Raw genomic sequence first — 17,392 nt, 5'->3', positions numbered from 1 at the left:
GCCCTTATTTAAACTGTTTGAGGAAACGTAAATCATTTTCGAAGAAGGCGCGCAGATCGGTCACGCCGTAACGCAGCATGGTCAGACGCTCCATTCCCATCCCAAAGGCAAAGCCGGAATAGACTTCAGGATCGATACCGACGTTACGCAGAACGTTTGGATGCACCATGCCGCAACCCAGAACTTCCAGCCACTTGCCATTTTTGCCCATCACGTCCACTTCCGCAGAAGGTTCGGTGAAGGGGAAATAGGAAGGACGGAAACGCACCTGTAAGTCTTCTTCAAAGAAATTATTCAGGAAATCGTGCAGGGTCCCTTTCAGGTTGGTAAAGCTGATGTTTTTATCAACAATCAACCCTTCCATCTGGTGGAACATTGGGGTGTGCGTCTGATCGTAATCGTTACGATACACGCGGCCCGGCGCGATAATACGGATCGGCGGCTGCTGGTTTTTCATCGTGCGGATCTGCACGCCAGACGTCTGGGTACGCAGCAGGCGGGTCGCATCAAACCAGAAGGTATCGTGATCGGCGCGAGCAGGATGGTGTCCCGGAATATTCAGCGCATCAAAGTTATGATAGTCGTCTTCAATTTCAGGCCCGGTTTCAACCGCGAAGCCCAGCTCGCCAAAGAAAGTTTCGATACGATCGATCGTACGCGTAACCGGATGCAGGCCACCATTCTCGATACGACGTCCCGGCAGCGAAACATCAATCGTCTCTTCAGCCAGACGAGCGTTGAGCGCCGCAGACTCCAGATCGTTTTTACGTGCGTTGAGCGCTTCCTGCACCTGCTGCTTGGCTTCGTTAATGATAGCGCCTGCAGCAGGACGCTCTTCCGCTGGCACCTCGCGCAGCGTGGTCATCTGCAGCGTCAGATGACCTTTTTTCCCTAAATACTCAACGCGTACCGTATCTAACGCGGCAACATCGGGTGCATCTGTAATGGCCGCTTTCGCGTTCGCCACCAGTTCTGCGAGATGTGACATGCTTTCCTCTTCTTCCAGCCGCCGTGGCCGGTCTGTTTTTTATGGGACGACTCTGTCCTGGATTTGCTACGCCGGAAATAAAAAAGCCTCCACGAGGGAGGCTTTCAGCGCGATTTTTCGTTTCTTTTCTTTGCGCAAAAGCCCCCGATGTTCAGGTGCTAAAGTAAAAAAAGAAACGAAAATTCGCGTTCATGCTTGTATTACCTTGTTGTCATTTGCCGTATCAGCGCCCTATTGAAAAACGCATGGATAAAAATGTCAACAAATTGCTTAAGTTACACAAAATAAAAGAGGGAGACCAGCTCCCTCTTTCACCTGACTTACGCCAGAGCTGATTTCGCTTTTTCAACAAGTGCAGAGAATGTCACTTTGTCGAATACGGCGATGTCAGCCAGAATCTTACGGTCGATTTCGATCGAAGCCTTTTTCAGGCCATTGATGAAACGGCTGTAAGAGATACCGTTAGTGCGTGCCGCTGCGTTGATACGCGCGATCCACAGCTGACGGAACTGACGCTTACGCTGACGACGGTCACGGTAAGCATACTGACCAGCTTTGATAACAGCCTGGAAAGCAACGCGGTATACACGTGAACGTGCACCGTAGTAGCCTTTAGCTTGTTTTAAGATTTTTTTGTGACGTGCGCGAGCAACTACACCACGTTTTACACGAGCCATTTAGCTCTCCTGTTTAATATTCTGATTTAAAAAAAAATTACTTATGCGTACGGCAGGCAGGCAATAACCAGACCCAGATCGCCTTTAGACACCATGCCTTTCGGACGCAGATGACGTTTACGCTTAGTAGATTTTTTAGTCAGAATATGACGCAGGTTTGCGTGTTTACGCTTGAAGCCACCAGAGGCGGTCTTCTTGAAGCGCTTAGCCGCGCCACGTACAGTTTTAATCTTTGGCATTTAAAACATCCACTTCGCATTGTTAATAAAATAAAACAGACAGGCGGACAACAATCCGACGGCATACACCGTCGGGTCGCGGTCACTTTATGGCCTACTGTTTCTTCTTAGGAGCGAGCACCATGATCATCTGACGACCTTCGATCTTCGAAGGGAAGGATTCGACAATCGCCAGATCCATGTCTTCACACAGATCTTTACGGACGCGGTTAAGCACTTCCATACCGATCTGCTGGTGCGCCATCTCACGACCGCGGAAACGCAGCGTGATTTTGGCTTTATCACCCTCTTCCAGAAAGCGAATCAGGTTGCGTAGTTTTACCTGATAGTCGCCATCATCGGTACCAGGACGGAATTTAATTTCCTTAACCTGGATAACTTTTTGCTTTTTCTTCTGTTCTTTAGAAGATTTGCTCTTTTCATAGAGGAACTTGCCGTAATCCATAATACGGCAAACGGGCGGCTCGGCGTTAGGGCTGATTTCTACTAAATCAACGCCTGCTTCCTCAGCTTTTTCCAAAGCCTCATTCAGACTGACAATACCAATCTGCTCGCCATCGACGCCAGTCAGTCGTACTTCTGTGGCGCGGATTTCTCTGTTAATGCGATTAGGACGCGCCGGTTGAACTCGTTTTCCGCCTTTAATACCTTATTCCTCCAGTTGATGAAGATTGCGACTGCGTATTTCTTCCTGCAGCTTCGCGATCACTTCGTTTACGTCCATGCTGCCCAGGTCTTTACCACGGCGGGTGCGAACGGCAACTTTGCCTGCTTCCACCTCTTTATCACCACAGACCAACATATACGGGACACGACGTAAAGTGTGCTCGCGGATTTTAAAGCCAATCTTCTCGTTTCTCAAGTCCGCTTTTACACGAATGCCCGCATTCTGAAGTTTTTGGGTCAATTCTGCAACATATTCGGACTGGCCATCGGTGATATTCATCACCACAACTTGTACAGGAGCGAGCCAGGTCGGGAAGAAACCGGCATACTCTTCGGTCAAAATACCGATAAAGCGCTCCACTGAACCCAGAATCGCACGGTGAATCATCACCGGCACCTGACGTTCATTATTTTCACCTACATAGGAAGCACTCAAACGGCCCGGCAGAGAGAAGTCGAGCTGAACGGTACCACACTGCCATGCGCGATCCAGGCAGTCATGCAGGGTAAATTCAATTTTAGGGCCATAAAACGCGCCCTCGCCCGGCTGATACTCGAACGGAATATCGTTCTCTTTCAGCGCGGCAGCCAGGTCAGCCTCGGCACGATCCCATTGCTCATCAGAACCAATGCGCTTCACCGGACGGGTAGACAGTTTCACCACGATTTTTTCAAAACCGAACGTGCTGTACATGTCGTAAACCATACGGATGCAGCTGTTTACTTCAGTACGTACCTGCTCTTCTGTACAGAAGATATGCGCATCGTCCTGAGTAAAGCCACGCACGCGCATCAGACCATGCAGCGCACCAGAAGGTTCATTACGGTGGCAGCTACCAAACTCGGCCATACGCAAAGGCAGGTCGCGGTATGATTTTAGACCCTGATTGAAAATCTGCACGTGTCCAGGGCAATTCATTGGTTTAATGCAGTATTCACGGTTCTCAGAAGAGGTCGTGAACATGGCTTCTTTATAGTTTTCCCAGTGACCGGTTTTTTCCCACAGCACGCGATCCATCATCAATGGACCTTTCACTTCCTGATAATCGTACTCAGTCAGTTTGCTACGGACAAAGACTTCCAGCTCACGGAAAATAGTCCAGCCATCATTGTGCCAGAACACCATGCCCGGCGCTTCTTCCTGCATATGGTACAGGTCAAGCTGCTTGCCGATTTTACGGTGGTCACGCTTGGCCGCTTCTTCCAGACGCAACAGGTAAGCTGCCAGCTGTTTTTTATCTGCCCAGGCCGTACCGTAAATACGCTGTAGCATTTTGTTGTTGCTGTCGCCACGCCAGTAAGCACCGGAAATCTTCTGCAGTTTAAAATGATGGCAGAAGCGCATGTTAGGCACGTGCGGCCCGCGGCACATATCAACATATTCTTCGTGATGATACAGGCCAGGACGGTCGTCATGGCTGATGTTTTCATCAAGAATGGTCATCTTATAAGTTTCGCCACGAGCAGCGAAGGCGTCACGCGCTTCCTGCCAGCTCACTTTCTTTTTGATGACGTCATAATTCGTTTCAGCCAGCTGGTGCATACGCTTTTCCAGCTGCTCAATGTCTTCCTGGGTCAGAGTACGATCGATATCAACGTCATAGTAGAAGCCGTTGTCGATAACCGGACCGATCGCCATTTTAGTATCTGGCCACAGCTGCTTAATAGCATGACCCAGCAGGTGAGCGCAGGAGTGGCGGATAATTTCCAGACCTGCTTCATCTTTAGCAGTGATGATGGCAACGTGTGCATCTTCGGTGATGGGATCGACAGCATCAACCAGTTCACCATTCACACGGCCTGCGATACAGGCTTTAGCCAGACCCGGACCGATGTCCTGGGCGATATCCATCACGCTAACGGCGTGGTCAAAAGAGCGCTGACTTCCATCAGGAAGAGTAATAACAGGCATAATACATCCTTACTTGCAGTGGTAACCCATACGCAAGGCTACATACAAAATTGAAATTTACTTATATACCAGCAACCTGGCACTTAAAATCAACTCACATTTGCTGATTCGGTGTCAAGCCTGATACACATATTCAAAAGCAGCCATTTAGCAAAAACCTTTGAAGGAGTAGTATCTTACACGCCATGGCCAACAAATGCACGGCGCGAAAAAAATTTGTCAGTTAACAAGGCTTATTTGTGGTCATCTGCGGTTTCGCTGAAAAGCTGTCCGGTAACGTTCCGCTCAGCACGAGTCCTTACGCAGAGGCCCTCACTTCCGGATAAAGAAAAAATGAAAATTGGTTATTTGTTTCCCGCCGCAGTGGGAATAACGGGTGTTGCTCTGCTGGTGTGGTTTATCGCCAGCGGCGCATGGATGCCGGGCGCATAATGGCAGGAGGAGTGTGGGTTATGCCTGGCATAACCCACAGGCTTTCTTACATGGCGTAAGAAAGCTGAATCGTGGTCTTGGTATCGGTTTTATCCGGGGCAGAAGACGGCGGATTCTGGTTCCAGGTAACGTTATAAGCCATCTTCAATGAGAAATGAGCGTTGATCGCGACCTGTAAACCGGTTTCGGAGTTTACCGTTGTGTCATCGCTGCCCAGCACGGAAACACCCTGAATAAATTTAGTGGTATCGGTCAGCTGCCACTGGTAGCTCGCCGCACCATAAGCCAGTGCCTGCGTTTCATGGCCGCCATCATGGTAGTCGTCGTAGCGCACACCAGGACCGGCTTCCAGACGCAGTGAGTGAACCGGACCGCTCAGGATCTGACGACCGTAACCGGCAGCCAGAATAGAACGTCCGTCGTAGCCATTGAAACGATCGCTTAACCAGCTTGCCTGACCAAACAGGTAATCGGCCGTGTTGATGTTATAACGCGAACGACCGCCCACCTGATAGGTTTCGGAAGAGCGCTCATCGTTAGAAGAGGTATTGCTGGCGTTGCCCCACAGGCTGTAAGCCATCTGCGACTGGTACCAGGTCATATTGGTGCTGGCAGTTAGTGAAGAACTGGTGGTATTGCCGGTTTGAGCGAGGTAACCCGCAGCAGCGTTACCTTCAAAATTTTTCTTGGCAGTAGAAGGATCATCCATGACCGTGAAGACATTGTTATCCGCCAGAGCCTGATGGCACAGGGCGCCGCCAGAAAGTAAAAGTACGACCGACAACTTATTAAGCGCTTTCATTAAATATGATCCATACGGCTGTTGAGGTTGAAAAAAAGAGTGAGTCTGAAGAGTTTTCAAAGACGATCAATGCCTTTTATGGAAAGAGTTGTAACATTTTATTAAATCGCATTTTTCCACCTGGTTACCCGCAAAAAAAGTAATGAAATGAGAAGCGCTTTCCCCGGCGGCGCAAAGTATAGCCCGATCGGACGCGGCCAGGTGAGCTATGCTAAAAAACGATGGCTTAACAACGAGGTGAATTATGGGTGATTCAGATGTTACACAGTATGTTGTCACTTTCCGTTTCGAGGAAAAGGGACTTTCTGATGTGCTTGAGCTGAACAGCGCTCTGACCAATGGCGGATTTACCACCAGCCTTCATGACAAAGAAGGCCATCCTTTTGAGTTGGGAACCAACAGCTTTGGCCTCGTTAGCGCACTGGATGAAGAAAAAGTCCGTGAGCAGGCAGAGGGGCTGGGTGAAATGGCACTGGGAGAAAAACCCGAGGTTGAAATACAACGTTTTGACGAGTTTCTGGCCGCCAGCAAAACCTAAGGTTTTGTAAAAGATGCCCGATGCTGTGCGCAACCGCTGGTTTTGATTATTATTTAAGCGTTAGTATCATCCTGTCCTGCAAGACACAGCGAAAGAGGAAACCGCTATGTGGTCAGCCATTGGTCGTCTGTTGAGTGAGCAGTTAGGTGAGGCTGAAATCAGCCAGCGCACAGAGTTGCCGGGCGGTGATGTCCATCCGGCATGGCGTATTCGTTACGGTGAGCACGAGGTTTTTATCAAGTGCAACACCCGGGAGATGCTGGATCTGTTCACATGGGAAGCCGATCAGCTTGAACTCCTTTCCCGCAGTAATACCGTTCGCGTTCCGGCAGTTTACGGCGTAGGGAGCGACCGTGAGGTCAGTTTTTTGCTGCTGGAATATATTCCTCTTACCGCGCTGGATGAACACAGCGCCCGGCAGCTGGGCCAACAGCTGGCTCATTTGCATCAATGGAGCGAGCAGCCTCAGTTTGGTCTGGATTTTGATAACAACATTACCACCTCACCTCAGCCAAACAGCTGGTTACGACGCTGGTCTGTTTTTTTTGCCGAACAGCGGATTGGCTGGCAGCTACAGCTGGCGGCAGAAAAGGGCATCCAGTATGGCGATATAGAGTTGATTACCCGCTGTGCGCAGAACGTATTGGCTGCTCATCACCCTCAGCCTTCCTTGCTGCATGGCGATTTATGGCCGGCAAACTGTGGAGCCAGCGATGCGGGCCCATGGATTTTCGATCCTGCCTGCTATTGGGGTGACCGAGAATGCGATCTGGCAATGCTCGCCTGGTTTCCAGAGCTGCCACGTCAGATTTTCGAGGGCTATCAGTCAGTCTGGCCGCTGCCGGACGATTATCTGCTGCGTCAGCCGGTCTATCAGCTTTATTATTTACTGAACAGGGCAAACGTGTTTGGCGGACACTGGTTGGGAGAAGCGCAGCGAGCGGTAGGCACGCTGCTGGATCTGGACGAACTGAGCAGACAGCACGCCCGCCCAGCCTGAAAATCAATGAATAAACCCGGCGAGTTTCAGCACAAAATAGCCTGCGGCGGCAATGATAACCGGCAGGACATATAACGGAAAAAACTGCAGGAAAATTGTATGGCGCGGCACCACAATTTTTTCTTCCAGCTGTTGGCGGCTGCGCCCTTCTTCACCTTTCGCCTTTTCGAGGATCATCTGATCTTCAATTCCCTCGCGCAGATGACGTGACTGACGCCACATTCGGGCGCCGCTCGCCTGTAAAGCAAGCCCCACAAAAATGGCGATATAAATAACCCAGAACAAAACATTGCTGCCCTGGTTAAAATCAGGAATCGGGGAATTCTGCCAGAATGCATCGAGAAAATGGGTGTTGAAACGGATCATATCGATCATCACGTGCGAAAAATCCTGCATTACCGCATTAATCCCTTCCTGCTTTTCGCGGGTTTTTTCCAGAAACCCCATCAGCGAGATCAGCGTGGAAATCAGCGCTGGAATAAAAATAATCCAGCCAGCGATACGCTTAATGACTGCGACTCGCCCAGCCTGTTGATAAGTCATGCTTTCTCCTGTCCTTTAGCTGTGAGGCTGTAAGTTTACCCGCCCGCCGCTAAATGTGCCTGAAAATTTGTTGCAGCAAGCGTAAATGGCGACTTATCACTCTGAATGCGCAGATATCGTCCAGCAATACTTCATGATAAGGTGAAGAAAATTGGATAACGGAGCCGTAATATGACGTGGTCACGCCCAGTGCTTGCAGCAATTTTTGATATGGATGGCTTGCTGATCGATTCAGAGCCGTTGTGGTACCGTGCCGAACTGGACGTTTTTGAAACGCTGGATGTCGATCTTTCAAAGCGAGATGCGTTACCGGATACGCTTGGTTTGCGCATCGATCAGGTCGTTCGTATGTGGTACGAAACGCTGCCGTGGAGCGGCCCGAGCCAGCAGGAAGTAACGCAGCGGATTATTACCCGCGCGTTGGATCTGGTTGAAGAGACCCGCCCTCTGTTACCCGGCGTGGAACAGGCGCTGAAGCTGTGCAAAGCCGAAGGGTTAAAAATTGGGCTGGCATCCGCTTCGCCACTGCATATGCTGAAGCAGGTGTTGGAGATGTTTAACCTGCGTCACTACTTTGACGTGCTGGCGTCGGCAGAAGCTCTGCCCTACAGCAAACCTCATCCGCAGGTTTACCTGGATGCCGCTACGCAATTAGGCATCGATCCGTTGAACTGCGTAACGCTTGAAGACTCATTTAATGGCATGATCGCCACTAAAGCCGCGCGCATGCGTTCAATTGTCGTGCCTGATTCTGACTATGCCGCCGATCCGCGCTGGGCGCTGGCTGACGTAAAACTCTCTTCGCTTGTTGAGTTAAGCAGCCGCCATTTGCACGGCAAATAAAACCGCGGAGCGAGGCTGCTTCCGCCCCGCTCCGTTGACTATTATGGCCGCTCGCCAAACTCGCACTCCAGCACCGTCCATTTACGCGCTTGCTCGCTGATAGTAAAGCCCAAACCGGCCCGGTCCGAAATCCACATCCTTCCGTCGCGCAGCTCCAGCTGTTCATTAAACAGCGGATTCAGCCATTCAAAATGCTCCAGCCACGGCTCCAGTGGATAGGCAGCAGACAGGTGCAGATGCACTTCCATCGCAAAATGCGGTGCCAGTTTTTTATGGTGCCTTGCCGCTAAATCCATAATTTGCAGAAATGGCGTAATGCCACCCACTCTTGGCGCATCAGGCTGCACAAAATCGCAGGCGTTGTTCAGAATCAACTGCTCATGCTCGCGAAAGCTGGTAAGCATCTCTCCTGTGGCGACAGGCGTATCGAGCGCGGCGGCAAGCTGCGCATGTCCTTCAAAATCCCACGCGTCCAGCGGCTCTTCAATCCAGACCAGATTAAAATCCTCCATTTTGCGTCCCATGCGGATAGCCGTGTCTCTGTCCCACTGCTGATTGGCATCCACCATTAATGGAAAATCGTCGCCAAGCGCATGACGCACGGCGCTGAGTCGTCGAATATCTTCTGCCGTATCCGGCTGACCGACCTTAATCTTAATGCCGCCAATACCGCTTTCACGAGAAATCGCCACGTTTTTAAGCACCTGCTCCAGCGGCGTATGCAGGAAGCCACCGGAGGTGTTGTAACACTGTACAGAATCACGATGCGCCCCTAAAAGTTTGGCCAGCGGTAATCCTGCACGCTTCGCTTTGAGATCCCATAAGGCGATATCCAGCGGCGAAATCGCCTGCACGGCCATGCCGCTTCGCCCAACCGAAGCGCCGGCCCATAACAGCTTGCTGTAGATTTTATCAATGTCGTTAGGATCTTCGTTGAGCAGATTATCGGCTATCTCTTTTGCATGAGCATAAATGCCCTGTCCACCCGCTCGCTTTGAATAGCTGAATCCCACGCCTTCAAAACCTTCCCGGGTGCGGATTTCAGCAAAAATAATGGCCACTTCGGTGAGGGGCTTTTGCCGACCGGTCAGGACCTTAGCATCACTAACCGGTGTGGCTAAAGGAAGGAAAGCCAGAGAAAGTTTTACCCAGGTGATTCGGTCCCCAGTGTCGGCCGCAGTGGCTGTACCGGTTGCCTGGGCATAGGTTACGGCCTGAGAATTAGCGCTGGTGCTCATAAGGCAGGATCTCCTTCAACATAAGGCTGGTGATGGTGAATACGTCAACATTTAGCGTAATACGTTCAGCAGAGACCAGCATCAAAGCTAATAACTGGATAATCGATCACGAAACGAGCCGGAATGTTAACCTTATGGCAGAAATATTTATCTTTCGTTACAGCGTCACATATTTCTTCTACTGTATATATCCCCTATACTGGATGAATTGACAGTTCGACTACCAGGTAATCCCATGACGGCCGAAGGCCATCTCATTTTCGCCATTGCCAGCGCCATTTTTGCCAAGCGAGCCGAGTTAACCCCGGTGCTGGCCAGCGCTGACTGGTGGCATATTGTTCCCGCCACGCTGCTGACCTGCCTGCTGCCGGATATCGATCATCCGCGCTCGTTTCTGGGGCAGCGATTCCGCTGGCTGTCGCATCCCATAGCACGGGCGTTCGGCCATCGGGGCTTCACCCACAGTCTACTGGCGGTAGCGGGCGGCGTAGCGCTGTTTAATTTACAGGTCCCGGCCGAATGGGTAGTGCCTGCCGATGTATTTCAGGGACTGGTGCTGGGTTATCTGAGTCATATCGTTGCGGATATGTTAACCCCCGCAGGCGTACCGCTGCTCTGGCCATGCCGCTGGCGTTTTCGCCTGCCGCTGCTCAGAAGCCAGAATGGCAACCAGATGGAAAGAATGCTTTGCCTGGCGCTGGTGGGTTACGCCATTATTTTCCCGCAAGGTTCGCCTGGATTTGGCAAGACCGACTGGCCTCCCCAGGCAATAAATGCGGTGCAAAGCAGCATCAGCCGCTTCCTTAACCACTCGCTGGCGCAATAACGCCATCCTAAATTCCATTTAGTTATAAGCTATTGATTTTGGATATATAGTGCGTATCCGCGGAACTGTTACCATTTGCAGATCCGCGGACTTAATACGCGATACGAATTATATCCAGAGGGCAGTATAACCCTCGCTATAAATGGAGATTTGGGGATGAACCTTCCTTTGATACTTAACCTGGTAGCATTTATTGCTCTCCTGGCGCTGCTGGCCAGAAGCGGTAAAACCCAGTGGAGCCTGGCAAAAAAAGTGCTCGTCGGGCTGGTAATGGGTGTGCTGTTCGGACTGGCTTTGCACACTATTTATGGGCCCGACAGTGCTGTCCTGAAAGAGTCGATTAGCTGGTTTAATTTAGTCGGTAACGGCTACGTTCAGCTTTTACAGATGATTGTTATGCCGCTGGTGTTTGCGTCCATACTGAGCGCCGTTGCCAGGCTGCATAACGCCTCCTCATTAGGTAAAATCAGTTTTCTGACTATTGGCGTGCTGCTGTTTACCACGGCTATTTCTGCGCTGGTCGGCGTCTTTGTCACCTGGCTGTTTGGCCTGAACGCTAACGGGCTGGTTCAGGGCGCACAGGAAACGGCTCGTCTCGCCGCGCTGCAATCAAATTATGTTGGAAAAGTGGCCGATCTTTCGCCGCCACAGCTGCTGCTCTCCTTTGTACCGAAAAATCCGTTTGCCGATTTAACCGGTGCTAATCCTACGTCGATTATCAGCGTAGTGATTTTCGCTGCCTTCCTCGGTGTCGCTGCGCTTCATTTATTACGTGATGATAAACCTAAGGGCGAACGCGTGCTGGCCGCGATTGATGTGCTCCAGGCGTGGGTAATGAAACTGGTTCGTCTGATTATGAAGCTGACGCCATACGGCGTGCTGGCGTTAATGACGAAGGTTGTTGCCAGTTCAAATCTCAACGACATCATTAAACTCGGTGGCTTCGTGGTGGCGTCCTACCTGGGCCTGGCAATCATGTTTGCGGTCCATGCGCTGCTGCTGGCCGTCAACGGCGTTAACCCGAAAGTGTTCTTCCGCAAAGTGTGGCCAGTTATTACCTTTGCTTTTACCAGCCGCTCCAGTGCGGCAAGTATCCCGCTGAGCATTGAGGCGCAAACTCGCCGCCTGGGGATCCCTGAATCGATTGCCAGCTTTGCGGCCTCTTTCGGCGCAACTATCGGTCAGAATGGCTGTGCGGGTTTGTACCCCACGATGCTTGCGGTGATGGTCGCGCCTACCGTTGGCATTAATCCGTTCGAACCGATGTGGATTGCAACGCTGGTTGGCATCGTGACGCTCAGTTCTGCGGGCGTGGCAGGCGTTGGCGGCGGTGCGACTTTCGCTGCTCTGATCGTCCTGCCTACGCTTGGCCTGCCGGTTACGCTGGTAGCGCTGCTGATCTCCATTGAGCCATTAATCGATATGGGACGTACGGCGCTCAACGTGAATGGCTCAATGACGGCCGGTACGCTGACCAGCCAGTGGCTGAAGCAAACCGATCGCGCATTGCTAAATGCCGACGCCAGGGAAGATGCCGAACTGGCACACCGGTAACGCCCTACCCACAAATGCCGTCACGGCCCGCTGCCGTTACTGAGCTACTGCCCCGTAAGTTTGCTGCTTGCGGGGCATTTTTATTGCGCCCCTGCTCTCCCTTCAGCGTTTCAGATGTTTAACCCTGTACTTTTCATGCGTATCCGCCTGACTGTTCTATAGTTACTGAAGTCCAAAAGACAACAACAGGAGCAAGTGAGCATGTCAAAAGAAACCGATAACAAGGAAATAACCCATAACGCCCCGCTAACCGGTCCCGACTCGGCAAAGCCAGGCATGGATTCTCTGGCACCCGCGGACGGCTCACACAAGCCTCTGTCCGAGCCAACGCCTCCCGGAAAACAGCCGACGGCGCCAGGCAGTCTGAAAGCGCCGGAGACCAGTAACGCGAAGCTCGACGCGCTGGAAACCTTCCGCAAAGGCGGTGAAAATTTCCCGCTGACCACCAATCAGGGCACACGCATTGCTGATGACCAAAACTCGCTGCGTGCTGGCACCCGTGGTCCAACATTGCTGGAAGATTTTATCCTGCGAGAAAAAATCACTCATTTCGACCACGAGCGCATTCCGGAACGTATCGTTCACGCGCGTGGTTCAGCAGCACATGGTTACTTCCAGCCCTATCGCGATATGAGCGATATTACGAAAGCTGATTTTTTACGCGACCCGAATCAGCAGACGCCGGTTTTTGTTCGTTTCTCTACGGTTCAGGGCGGCGCAGGTTCAGCAGACACCGTGCGCGACATCCGCGGCTGGGCCACCAAGTTTTATACGGAGGAAGGCGTCTTCGATCTGGTTGGCAACAACACGCCCGTGTTCTTTATTCAGGATGCGCACAAGTTCCCCGATTTTGTTCACGCCGTGAAGCCTGAGCCGCACAATGAAATTCCTCAGGGCCAGAGCGCGCACGATACGTTTTGGGATTACGTCTCGCTTCAGCCTGAAACCCTGCACAACGTGATTTGGGCGATGTCAGATCGCGGTATTCCTCGCAGCTATCGCACCATGGAAGGTTTCGGCATTCATACTTTCCGCTTTATTAATGCAGAAGGTAAAGCCACCTTCGTCCGCTTCCACTGGAAGCCCGTGGCCGGTAAAGCCTCGCTACTGTGGGATGAGGCGCAAAAACTGACCGGGCGCGATCCGGATTTCCATCGTCGCGATCTGTGGGAAGCCATTGAAGCGGGCGATTACCCGGAATATGAACTGGGCGTGCAGCTGATCCCGGAAGAAGACGAATTTAAGTTCGACTTTGACCTGCTGGATGCGACCAAGCTGATCCCGGAAGAACTCGTGCCGGTTGAGCTTATCGGTAAAATGGTGCTGAACCGCAATCCGGATAACTTTTTTGCCGAAACCGAGCAGGTCGCCTTCCATCCCGGCCATATCGTTCCCGGCATGGATTTTACCAACGACCCGCTGCTTCAGGGACGTCTGTTCTCCTATACCGATACGCAAATCAGCCGCCTTGGCGGGCCGAACTTCCACGAAATTCCGATTAACCGCCCCGTTTGCCCTTACCACAACTTCCAGCGTCAGGGCATGCACCGCATGGACATTGATACCAACCCGGCTAACTACGAGCCGAACTCCATCAATGATAACTGGCCGCGTGAAACGCCTCCGTCCCCCCATCGCGGCGGTTTCGAAAGCTATCAGGAACGCATTGAAGGCCATAAGGTTCGCGAGCGCAGCCCTTCCTTCGGTGAATACTATTCTCAGCCACGCCTGTTCTGGAACAGTCAGACGCCGGTTGAGCAACAGCACATTATCGACGCCTATTCATTTGAGCTAAGTAAGGTTGCGCGGCCCTATATCCGTGAACGCGTTGTCGACCATCTGGTTCATATCGACGTATCGCTGGCCAATGGCGTGGCGCAAAATCTGGGTATCGCGCTCTCGGATGAAAAAATGCACACCGCACCGCCAAAAGATGTTAATGGCCTGAAAAAAGATGCCAGCCTGAGCCTCTATGCCGTACCGAGCGGAAGCATCAAGGGACGCCAGGTGGCGCTGCTGATCAGCGACGGCGTGATAGCGGCCGACGTGCTGGCGATCCTCCAGGAACTGAAAGCCCAGGGCGTGCATGCCAAACTGCTTGCGCCACATATGGGCCAGGTGCGCGCTGATGATGGATCTTCACTGCCGATTGACGCGACCTTTAGCGGCCTGCCGTCACTGACGTTCGATGCCGTTATCGTGCCGGATGGTAATATCGACGCGCTGTTGCTCAGTGGCGACGCGCGCTACTTCCTGCTGGAAGCCTATAAGCATCTGAAAGTGATTGGCCTGAGCGGTGCCGCACGCCGCTTTAAATCACAATTTGGCTTGGGCGACAGCGAGCAGGAAGAAGGCATTATCGAAGACAGCAAGGCGGAAGGCGTGCTGATGAGCGAATTCCTTGCCGCGATGGCCGCGCACCGTATCTGGTCGCGCAGTCAGAAAGCGTTAAGCGTTCCGGCATAATTTGCCCTGTAAAGCGGCATGATGCCGTTCCAGTAAGGTGCAGCCGACGCTGCGCCTTGCTCTGGACAGGCTCAAAGCGCTTAGCCTCGCCTTATTTTGCCCACCCTTTCCAGCAGGATCCCGCACTAAAATACCCAACCTTCTGCATTTTGACCGGCCGGTCAAAACAGTGGCATCAAAGTTGCTTCTCCTGAATACCCTCGTTGTTCAGGAGACAATCCATGAGAGCTGCTACCGACACCCGTTATCGCTATCGAATCTTTGCCATGCTGTTTTTGATCGCCCTAATCAACTACATCGATCGCGGCGCCCTCTCCTTTGCGGCTAACGCGATTGCAGACGAATTCCATTTCAGCAAAGTCCAGCTTGGTGTGGTGCTGAGCTATTTTGGTTTTGGCTATCTTTTTGGCTCATTGTGCGGCGGCTTTCTTGCCGATCGCTTAGGCACGAAAAAGGTCTGGCTCCTTGCTGGCGTTCTCTGGTCATTACTGGAAATCGCTACCGCCTGGGCTGGCGAGCTGGGTATGGCGCTATTTGGCGGCTCGGCGATTATGGGCTTTGCGGTAATGCGCGTGATGTTTGGCGTTGCGGAAGGGCCAGCGTACGCCCTGATGAACAAAGCCATCGCGCATTGGGCACCTGACAATGAACGTGGAATTGCGCTGGGTATTGGCTTGCTGAGTACTCAGGTTGGCGCTTTACTCACTGCGCCTGTCGCGGTTGGCCTGTTGTTATTAACGAATGACTGGCGAGTGATGTTTATTTTGTTGGGGATTTTTTCACTGGCAGCCATGCTGCTTTTCGCCCGCGCATTTACCGACACGCCGGAACAGCAGCCGCGCGTCAGTGCCTCTGAACGAAATTTGATCCTGCACGGCCAGGCTGAAAGCGCCGCTGGCCCCCGCCTGCCCTGGTGGCGTTTTTTTAGCAGCCGTACCCTTGTTTGCAACGCGCTGGGCTATTTCTCTTTTCTCTATATTACTTTCACCCTGGTGACATGGGGGCCCAAATACCTGCAGGATAATTTCCATTATGATCTGCACTCGTTATGGTACGTCGCCATGATCCCCTGGAGCGGCGCCTGTTTGACCGTGCTGCTAGGCGGGAAAATTGCCGACACGTTATTAAAACGCTTCAAAAATCTGCGCCTGGCGCGCAATGTCTTCGCCTCCGTCACTTTAATGCTTACCGCACTCTGCTTTATGGCCATCCCGTGGATGCCTTCAGCAACCGCTATTATTCTGATGATGACGCTGGGCAACGCGCTGAATGCGCTGGTGAACAACGTCTACTGGTCGGTGGTTATTGACGTCACGCCTAAATCGACGGTCGGCACCTACAGCGGAATGACGCTGGCGATCGCAAACCTTGCCTCGATTATTTCTCCGATGCTTAGCGGCTGGCTGGCACAGCATTATGGCTACAATGCTATGTTTAGTGCCACTGCGGCAATTGCCTTTGGCAGCATGCTGGCAATGCTGTTTTTACAGCCGGAGAAAAAGCTGACGGTGACTGGCCCTGTTTTCCATCCGCAGCGTAAGGAAGCAATCTGACAGAGAGCATGGAGAGAGAGTTAAGAATACGTTAAGCACTGTAAGCAACCCGCAATAGCGGCGGGTTGCCTCTTGCGTTTTCACTGGCCCGGAGTAATGTTAGCCTCAGTCAGAACCAGGAGATACTTTATGAAAAAGGTGATAAGTACATTGTTCGCCTTGACGCTGTTAGCCCCTACGCTGGCCATTGCGCATCCCGGAGACTGGGGCCCGGGACCCGGTTGGGATCATGGTCACGGCCATGGTGGCGGTGGCCCTGGACGGCTCTCTTTTCTGCCGGAAGCCGCCGCAGCAGTGATCATCGGCGGCCTGACCTATTACGCGCTAAACGGCAACTACTATCAGCGTCAGAACGACAACACCTATGTTGTTGTACAGCCACCCGCGGAACGCTTCAGCGGTGATATGCACGCGCTTGACTACAACGGCGAGCGTTTTTACGTGCAGGATGGTCATTACTACCGTCGGGATATTGACGGTCGTTACCTGGAAGTGCCACGCCCGCCAGGCCTGTAAACGGGACAAAATAAAACACCCTGCCGCAGTACGCTGGCAGGGTGTTTTTTTATTGTTTAAAACCGGTCACATCCGTCACCGGTTTTTATAACAGCTTACTGACCCGCTTGCGGATCGGTATCGTACTCTTTACAGCTCTGGAAACCATAATTCATCACGCGGCCGGTGTCGCTGTAGCTCACGAAATAGGTCTGCTGCTTATGATCACGCTCGCCCAGCACATAAGTCTGACAAGTGCCGCGAGCATGCGTCATGGTGATTTCAGTAGAAGGTGGTCCCGCGATATCGCGAACCTGCTGACGGGTCATCCCTTTCTTAACATCCTGAACAACGGGCTTGGTTACGAAACTTTCGGCGCGGTCATAAGCTGTACAACCGGACAACACAGCCAGAGCCACGGCAGCACCAATAAATCCTGTTACTTTATTCATGTTTTTATTCCTCATTTATTTTCCATGTGAGCATAAGCCTGGAACAGAAATGCAGAGTTATCAACTTTTTGGCAGAGAAAAACGCTAACATCCTTATCAACAGGGTGACTATAATGGCCTTTTTGAGAATGAACGTTCGCTCTCGCACAGTCTGGCGAGCGACAAAGA

Annotated in this window: 18 protein-coding genes, 1 pseudogene and 1 other annotated feature; of the genes and pseudogenes, 9 read left to right on the top strand and 10 right to left on the bottom strand. The window is 52.0% G+C overall.

Features of this window, described 5'->3' with window-relative positions; translation table 11 throughout:
- Positions 1-4: 4 nt before the first annotated feature.
- From pheS to thrS, 6 genes and pseudogenes are all read right to left on the bottom strand, one after another.
- Positions 5-988: a phenylalanine--tRNA ligase subunit alpha gene (pheS, locus tag EHV07_RS09405; protein WP_147197267.1), complete on the bottom strand. Its 984-nt coding sequence runs from the start codon at positions 986-988 to the stop codon at positions 5-7.
- A gap of 76 nt (positions 989-1,064) precedes the next feature.
- Positions 1,065-1,190, bottom strand: a sequence feature (Phe leader region).
- Positions 1,140-1,181, bottom strand: a pseudogene (locus EHV07_RS24760) (hypothetical protein). Its footprint overlaps the feature before it by 42 nt.
- 118 nt (positions 1,191-1,308) lie before the next feature.
- A complete protein-coding gene (gene rplT / locus EHV07_RS09395) occupies positions 1,309-1,665 on the bottom strand; it encodes a 50S ribosomal protein L20 (protein ID WP_147197262.1) in 357 nt (118 codons plus the stop codon).
- Positions 1,666-1,706: 41 nt separating this feature from the next.
- The gene (gene rpmI / locus EHV07_RS09390; RefSeq protein WP_004157374.1) at positions 1,707-1,904 is read right to left on the bottom strand and encodes a 50S ribosomal protein L35; all 198 of its coding nucleotides are present in this window, start codon (positions 1,902-1,904) and stop codon (positions 1,707-1,709) included.
- Between the two features lie 94 nt (positions 1,905-1,998).
- Complete coding sequence (gene infC / locus EHV07_RS09385; protein ID WP_071995442.1) at positions 1,999-2,550, bottom strand: translation initiation factor IF-3; 552 nt, start codon at positions 2,548-2,550, stop codon at positions 1,999-2,001.
- Between the two features lie 3 nt (positions 2,551-2,553).
- Positions 2,554-4,482 (bottom strand): threonine--tRNA ligase, encoded by a 1,929-nt coding sequence (thrS, locus tag EHV07_RS09380; protein WP_147197260.1) that lies wholly within the window; start codon positions 4,480-4,482, stop codon positions 2,554-2,556.
- Between the two features lie 333 nt (positions 4,483-4,815).
- Between thrS and EHV07_RS09375 the strand changes: the two genes are divergently transcribed.
- On the top strand, positions 4,816-4,914 hold the full coding sequence (locus tag EHV07_RS09375) for a YoaK family small membrane protein (protein WP_147197258.1): 99 nt from the start codon (positions 4,816-4,818) through the stop codon (positions 4,912-4,914).
- 46 nt (positions 4,915-4,960) lie between these two features.
- On the opposite strand, the gene EHV07_RS09370 is transcribed toward EHV07_RS09375, so the two are convergent.
- On the bottom strand, positions 4,961-5,716 hold the full coding sequence (locus EHV07_RS09370) for a YdiY family protein (RefSeq protein ID WP_147197256.1): 756 nt from the start codon (positions 5,714-5,716) through the stop codon (positions 4,961-4,963).
- 244 nt (positions 5,717-5,960) lie between these two features.
- Between EHV07_RS09370 and ghoS the strand changes: the two genes are divergently transcribed.
- Entirely contained in the window at positions 5,961-6,254 is a 294-nt protein-coding gene (gene ghoS / locus EHV07_RS09365) for a type V toxin-antitoxin system endoribonuclease antitoxin GhoS (protein ID WP_147197253.1), read from the top strand.
- A gap of 106 nt (positions 6,255-6,360) precedes the next feature.
- Positions 6,361-7,254: a fructosamine kinase family protein gene (locus EHV07_RS09360; RefSeq protein WP_147197251.1), complete on the top strand. Its 894-nt coding sequence runs from the start codon at positions 6,361-6,363 to the stop codon at positions 7,252-7,254.
- A gap of 3 nt (positions 7,255-7,257) precedes the next feature.
- Here the strand turns inward: EHV07_RS09360 and EHV07_RS09355 are convergent, their stop codons facing one another.
- A complete protein-coding gene (locus EHV07_RS09355; RefSeq protein WP_147197249.1) occupies positions 7,258-7,797 on the bottom strand; it encodes a YniB family protein in 540 nt (179 codons plus the stop codon).
- Positions 7,798-7,968: 171 nt separating this feature from the next.
- Here EHV07_RS09355 and hxpB point away from each other — a divergent pair, with 171 nt between their 5' ends.
- Positions 7,969-8,640, top strand: a complete 672-nt coding sequence (gene hxpB, locus EHV07_RS09350) for a hexitol phosphatase HxpB (RefSeq protein ID WP_147197247.1) — start codon at positions 7,969-7,971, stop codon at positions 8,638-8,640.
- Between the two features lie 41 nt (positions 8,641-8,681).
- On the opposite strand, the gene EHV07_RS09345 is transcribed toward hxpB, so the two are convergent.
- Positions 8,682-9,878 (bottom strand): L-talarate/galactarate dehydratase, encoded by a 1,197-nt coding sequence (locus EHV07_RS09345; protein WP_147197245.1) that lies wholly within the window; start codon positions 9,876-9,878, stop codon positions 8,682-8,684.
- 235 nt (positions 9,879-10,113) lie between these two features.
- On the opposite strand from EHV07_RS09345, the gene EHV07_RS09340 reads away from it, so the two are divergent.
- From EHV07_RS09340 to EHV07_RS09320, 5 genes are all read left to right on the top strand, one after another.
- Positions 10,114-10,704, top strand: a complete 591-nt coding sequence (locus tag EHV07_RS09340) for a metal-dependent hydrolase (RefSeq protein ID WP_147197243.1) — start codon at positions 10,114-10,116, stop codon at positions 10,702-10,704.
- Positions 10,705-10,860: 156 nt separating this feature from the next.
- The gene (locus tag EHV07_RS09335) at positions 10,861-12,258 is read left to right on the top strand and encodes an L-cystine transporter (protein ID WP_147197241.1); all 1,398 of its coding nucleotides are present in this window, start codon (positions 10,861-10,863) and stop codon (positions 12,256-12,258) included.
- Positions 12,259-12,459: 201 nt separating this feature from the next.
- Positions 12,460-14,724 carry a catalase HPII gene (katE, locus tag EHV07_RS09330; RefSeq protein ID WP_147197239.1) on the top strand — a complete coding sequence of 755 codons (2,265 nt, stop codon included), beginning with the start codon at positions 12,460-12,462 and terminating at the stop codon, positions 14,722-14,724.
- 221 nt (positions 14,725-14,945) lie between these two features.
- Entirely contained in the window at positions 14,946-16,277 is a 1,332-nt protein-coding gene (locus EHV07_RS09325; protein ID WP_147197237.1) for an MFS transporter, read from the top strand.
- A gap of 129 nt (positions 16,278-16,406) precedes the next feature.
- Positions 16,407-16,793 carry a DUF6515 family protein gene (locus EHV07_RS09320; protein WP_147197234.1) on the top strand — a complete coding sequence of 129 codons (387 nt, stop codon included), beginning with the start codon at positions 16,407-16,409 and terminating at the stop codon, positions 16,791-16,793.
- A gap of 95 nt (positions 16,794-16,888) precedes the next feature.
- Here the strand turns inward: EHV07_RS09320 and osmE are convergent, their stop codons facing one another.
- Positions 16,889-17,224, bottom strand: coding sequence for an osmotically-inducible lipoprotein OsmE (osmE, locus tag EHV07_RS09315; protein WP_147197232.1), 336 nt, complete (start codon positions 17,222-17,224; stop codon positions 16,889-16,891).
- Positions 17,225-17,392 lie beyond the last annotated feature (168 nt).

Source organism: Pantoea sp. CCBC3-3-1 (genome assembly GCF_007981265.1).
Taxonomy (GTDB): Bacteria; Pseudomonadota; Gammaproteobacteria; order Enterobacterales; family Enterobacteriaceae; genus Erwinia.
The sequence above is the reverse complement of the archived record's forward strand: the minus strand, read 5'-3'. Positions and strand labels throughout refer to the sequence as shown.

Excerpts from the sequence above, each read along its gene's own strand:
- rpmI (WP_004157374.1), bottom strand. The coding sequence starts at position 1,904 with ATGCCAAAGATTAAAACTGTACGTGGCGCGGCTAAGCGCTTCAAGAAG.
- ghoS (WP_147197253.1), top strand. The coding sequence starts at position 5,961 with ATGGGTGATTCAGATGTTACACAGTATGTTGTCACTTTCCGTTTCGAG.
- thrS (WP_147197260.1), bottom strand. The coding sequence starts at position 4,482 with ATGCCTGTTATTACTCTTCCTGATGGAAGTCAGCGCTCTTTTGACCAC.
- osmE (WP_147197232.1), bottom strand. The coding sequence starts at position 17,224 with ATGAATAAAGTAACAGGATTTATTGGTGCTGCCGTGGCTCTGGCTGTG.
- pheS (WP_147197267.1), bottom strand. The coding sequence starts at position 988 with ATGTCACATCTCGCAGAACTGGTGGCGAACGCGAAAGCGGCCATTACA.
- hxpB (WP_147197247.1), top strand. The coding sequence starts at position 7,969 with ATGACGTGGTCACGCCCAGTGCTTGCAGCAATTTTTGATATGGATGGC.
- rplT (WP_147197262.1), bottom strand. The coding sequence starts at position 1,665 with ATGGCTCGTGTAAAACGTGGTGTAGTTGCTCGCGCACGTCACAAAAAA.
- EHV07_RS09340 (WP_147197243.1), top strand. The coding sequence starts at position 10,114 with ATGACGGCCGAAGGCCATCTCATTTTCGCCATTGCCAGCGCCATTTTT.
- EHV07_RS09355 (WP_147197249.1), bottom strand. The coding sequence starts at position 7,797 with ATGACTTATCAACAGGCTGGGCGAGTCGCAGTCATTAAGCGTATCGCT.
- EHV07_RS09360 (WP_147197251.1), top strand. The coding sequence starts at position 6,361 with ATGTGGTCAGCCATTGGTCGTCTGTTGAGTGAGCAGTTAGGTGAGGCT.
- EHV07_RS09370 (WP_147197256.1), bottom strand. The coding sequence starts at position 5,716 with ATGAAAGCGCTTAATAAGTTGTCGGTCGTACTTTTACTTTCTGGCGGC.
- EHV07_RS09325 (WP_147197237.1), top strand. The coding sequence starts at position 14,946 with ATGAGAGCTGCTACCGACACCCGTTATCGCTATCGAATCTTTGCCATG.
- EHV07_RS09345 (WP_147197245.1), bottom strand. The coding sequence starts at position 9,878 with ATGAGCACCAGCGCTAATTCTCAGGCCGTAACCTATGCCCAGGCAACC.
- EHV07_RS09375 (WP_147197258.1), top strand. The coding sequence starts at position 4,816 with ATGAAAATTGGTTATTTGTTTCCCGCCGCAGTGGGAATAACGGGTGTT.
- EHV07_RS09320 (WP_147197234.1), top strand. The coding sequence starts at position 16,407 with ATGAAAAAGGTGATAAGTACATTGTTCGCCTTGACGCTGTTAGCCCCT.
- EHV07_RS09335 (WP_147197241.1), top strand. The coding sequence starts at position 10,861 with ATGAACCTTCCTTTGATACTTAACCTGGTAGCATTTATTGCTCTCCTG.
- katE (WP_147197239.1), top strand. The coding sequence starts at position 12,460 with ATGTCAAAAGAAACCGATAACAAGGAAATAACCCATAACGCCCCGCTA.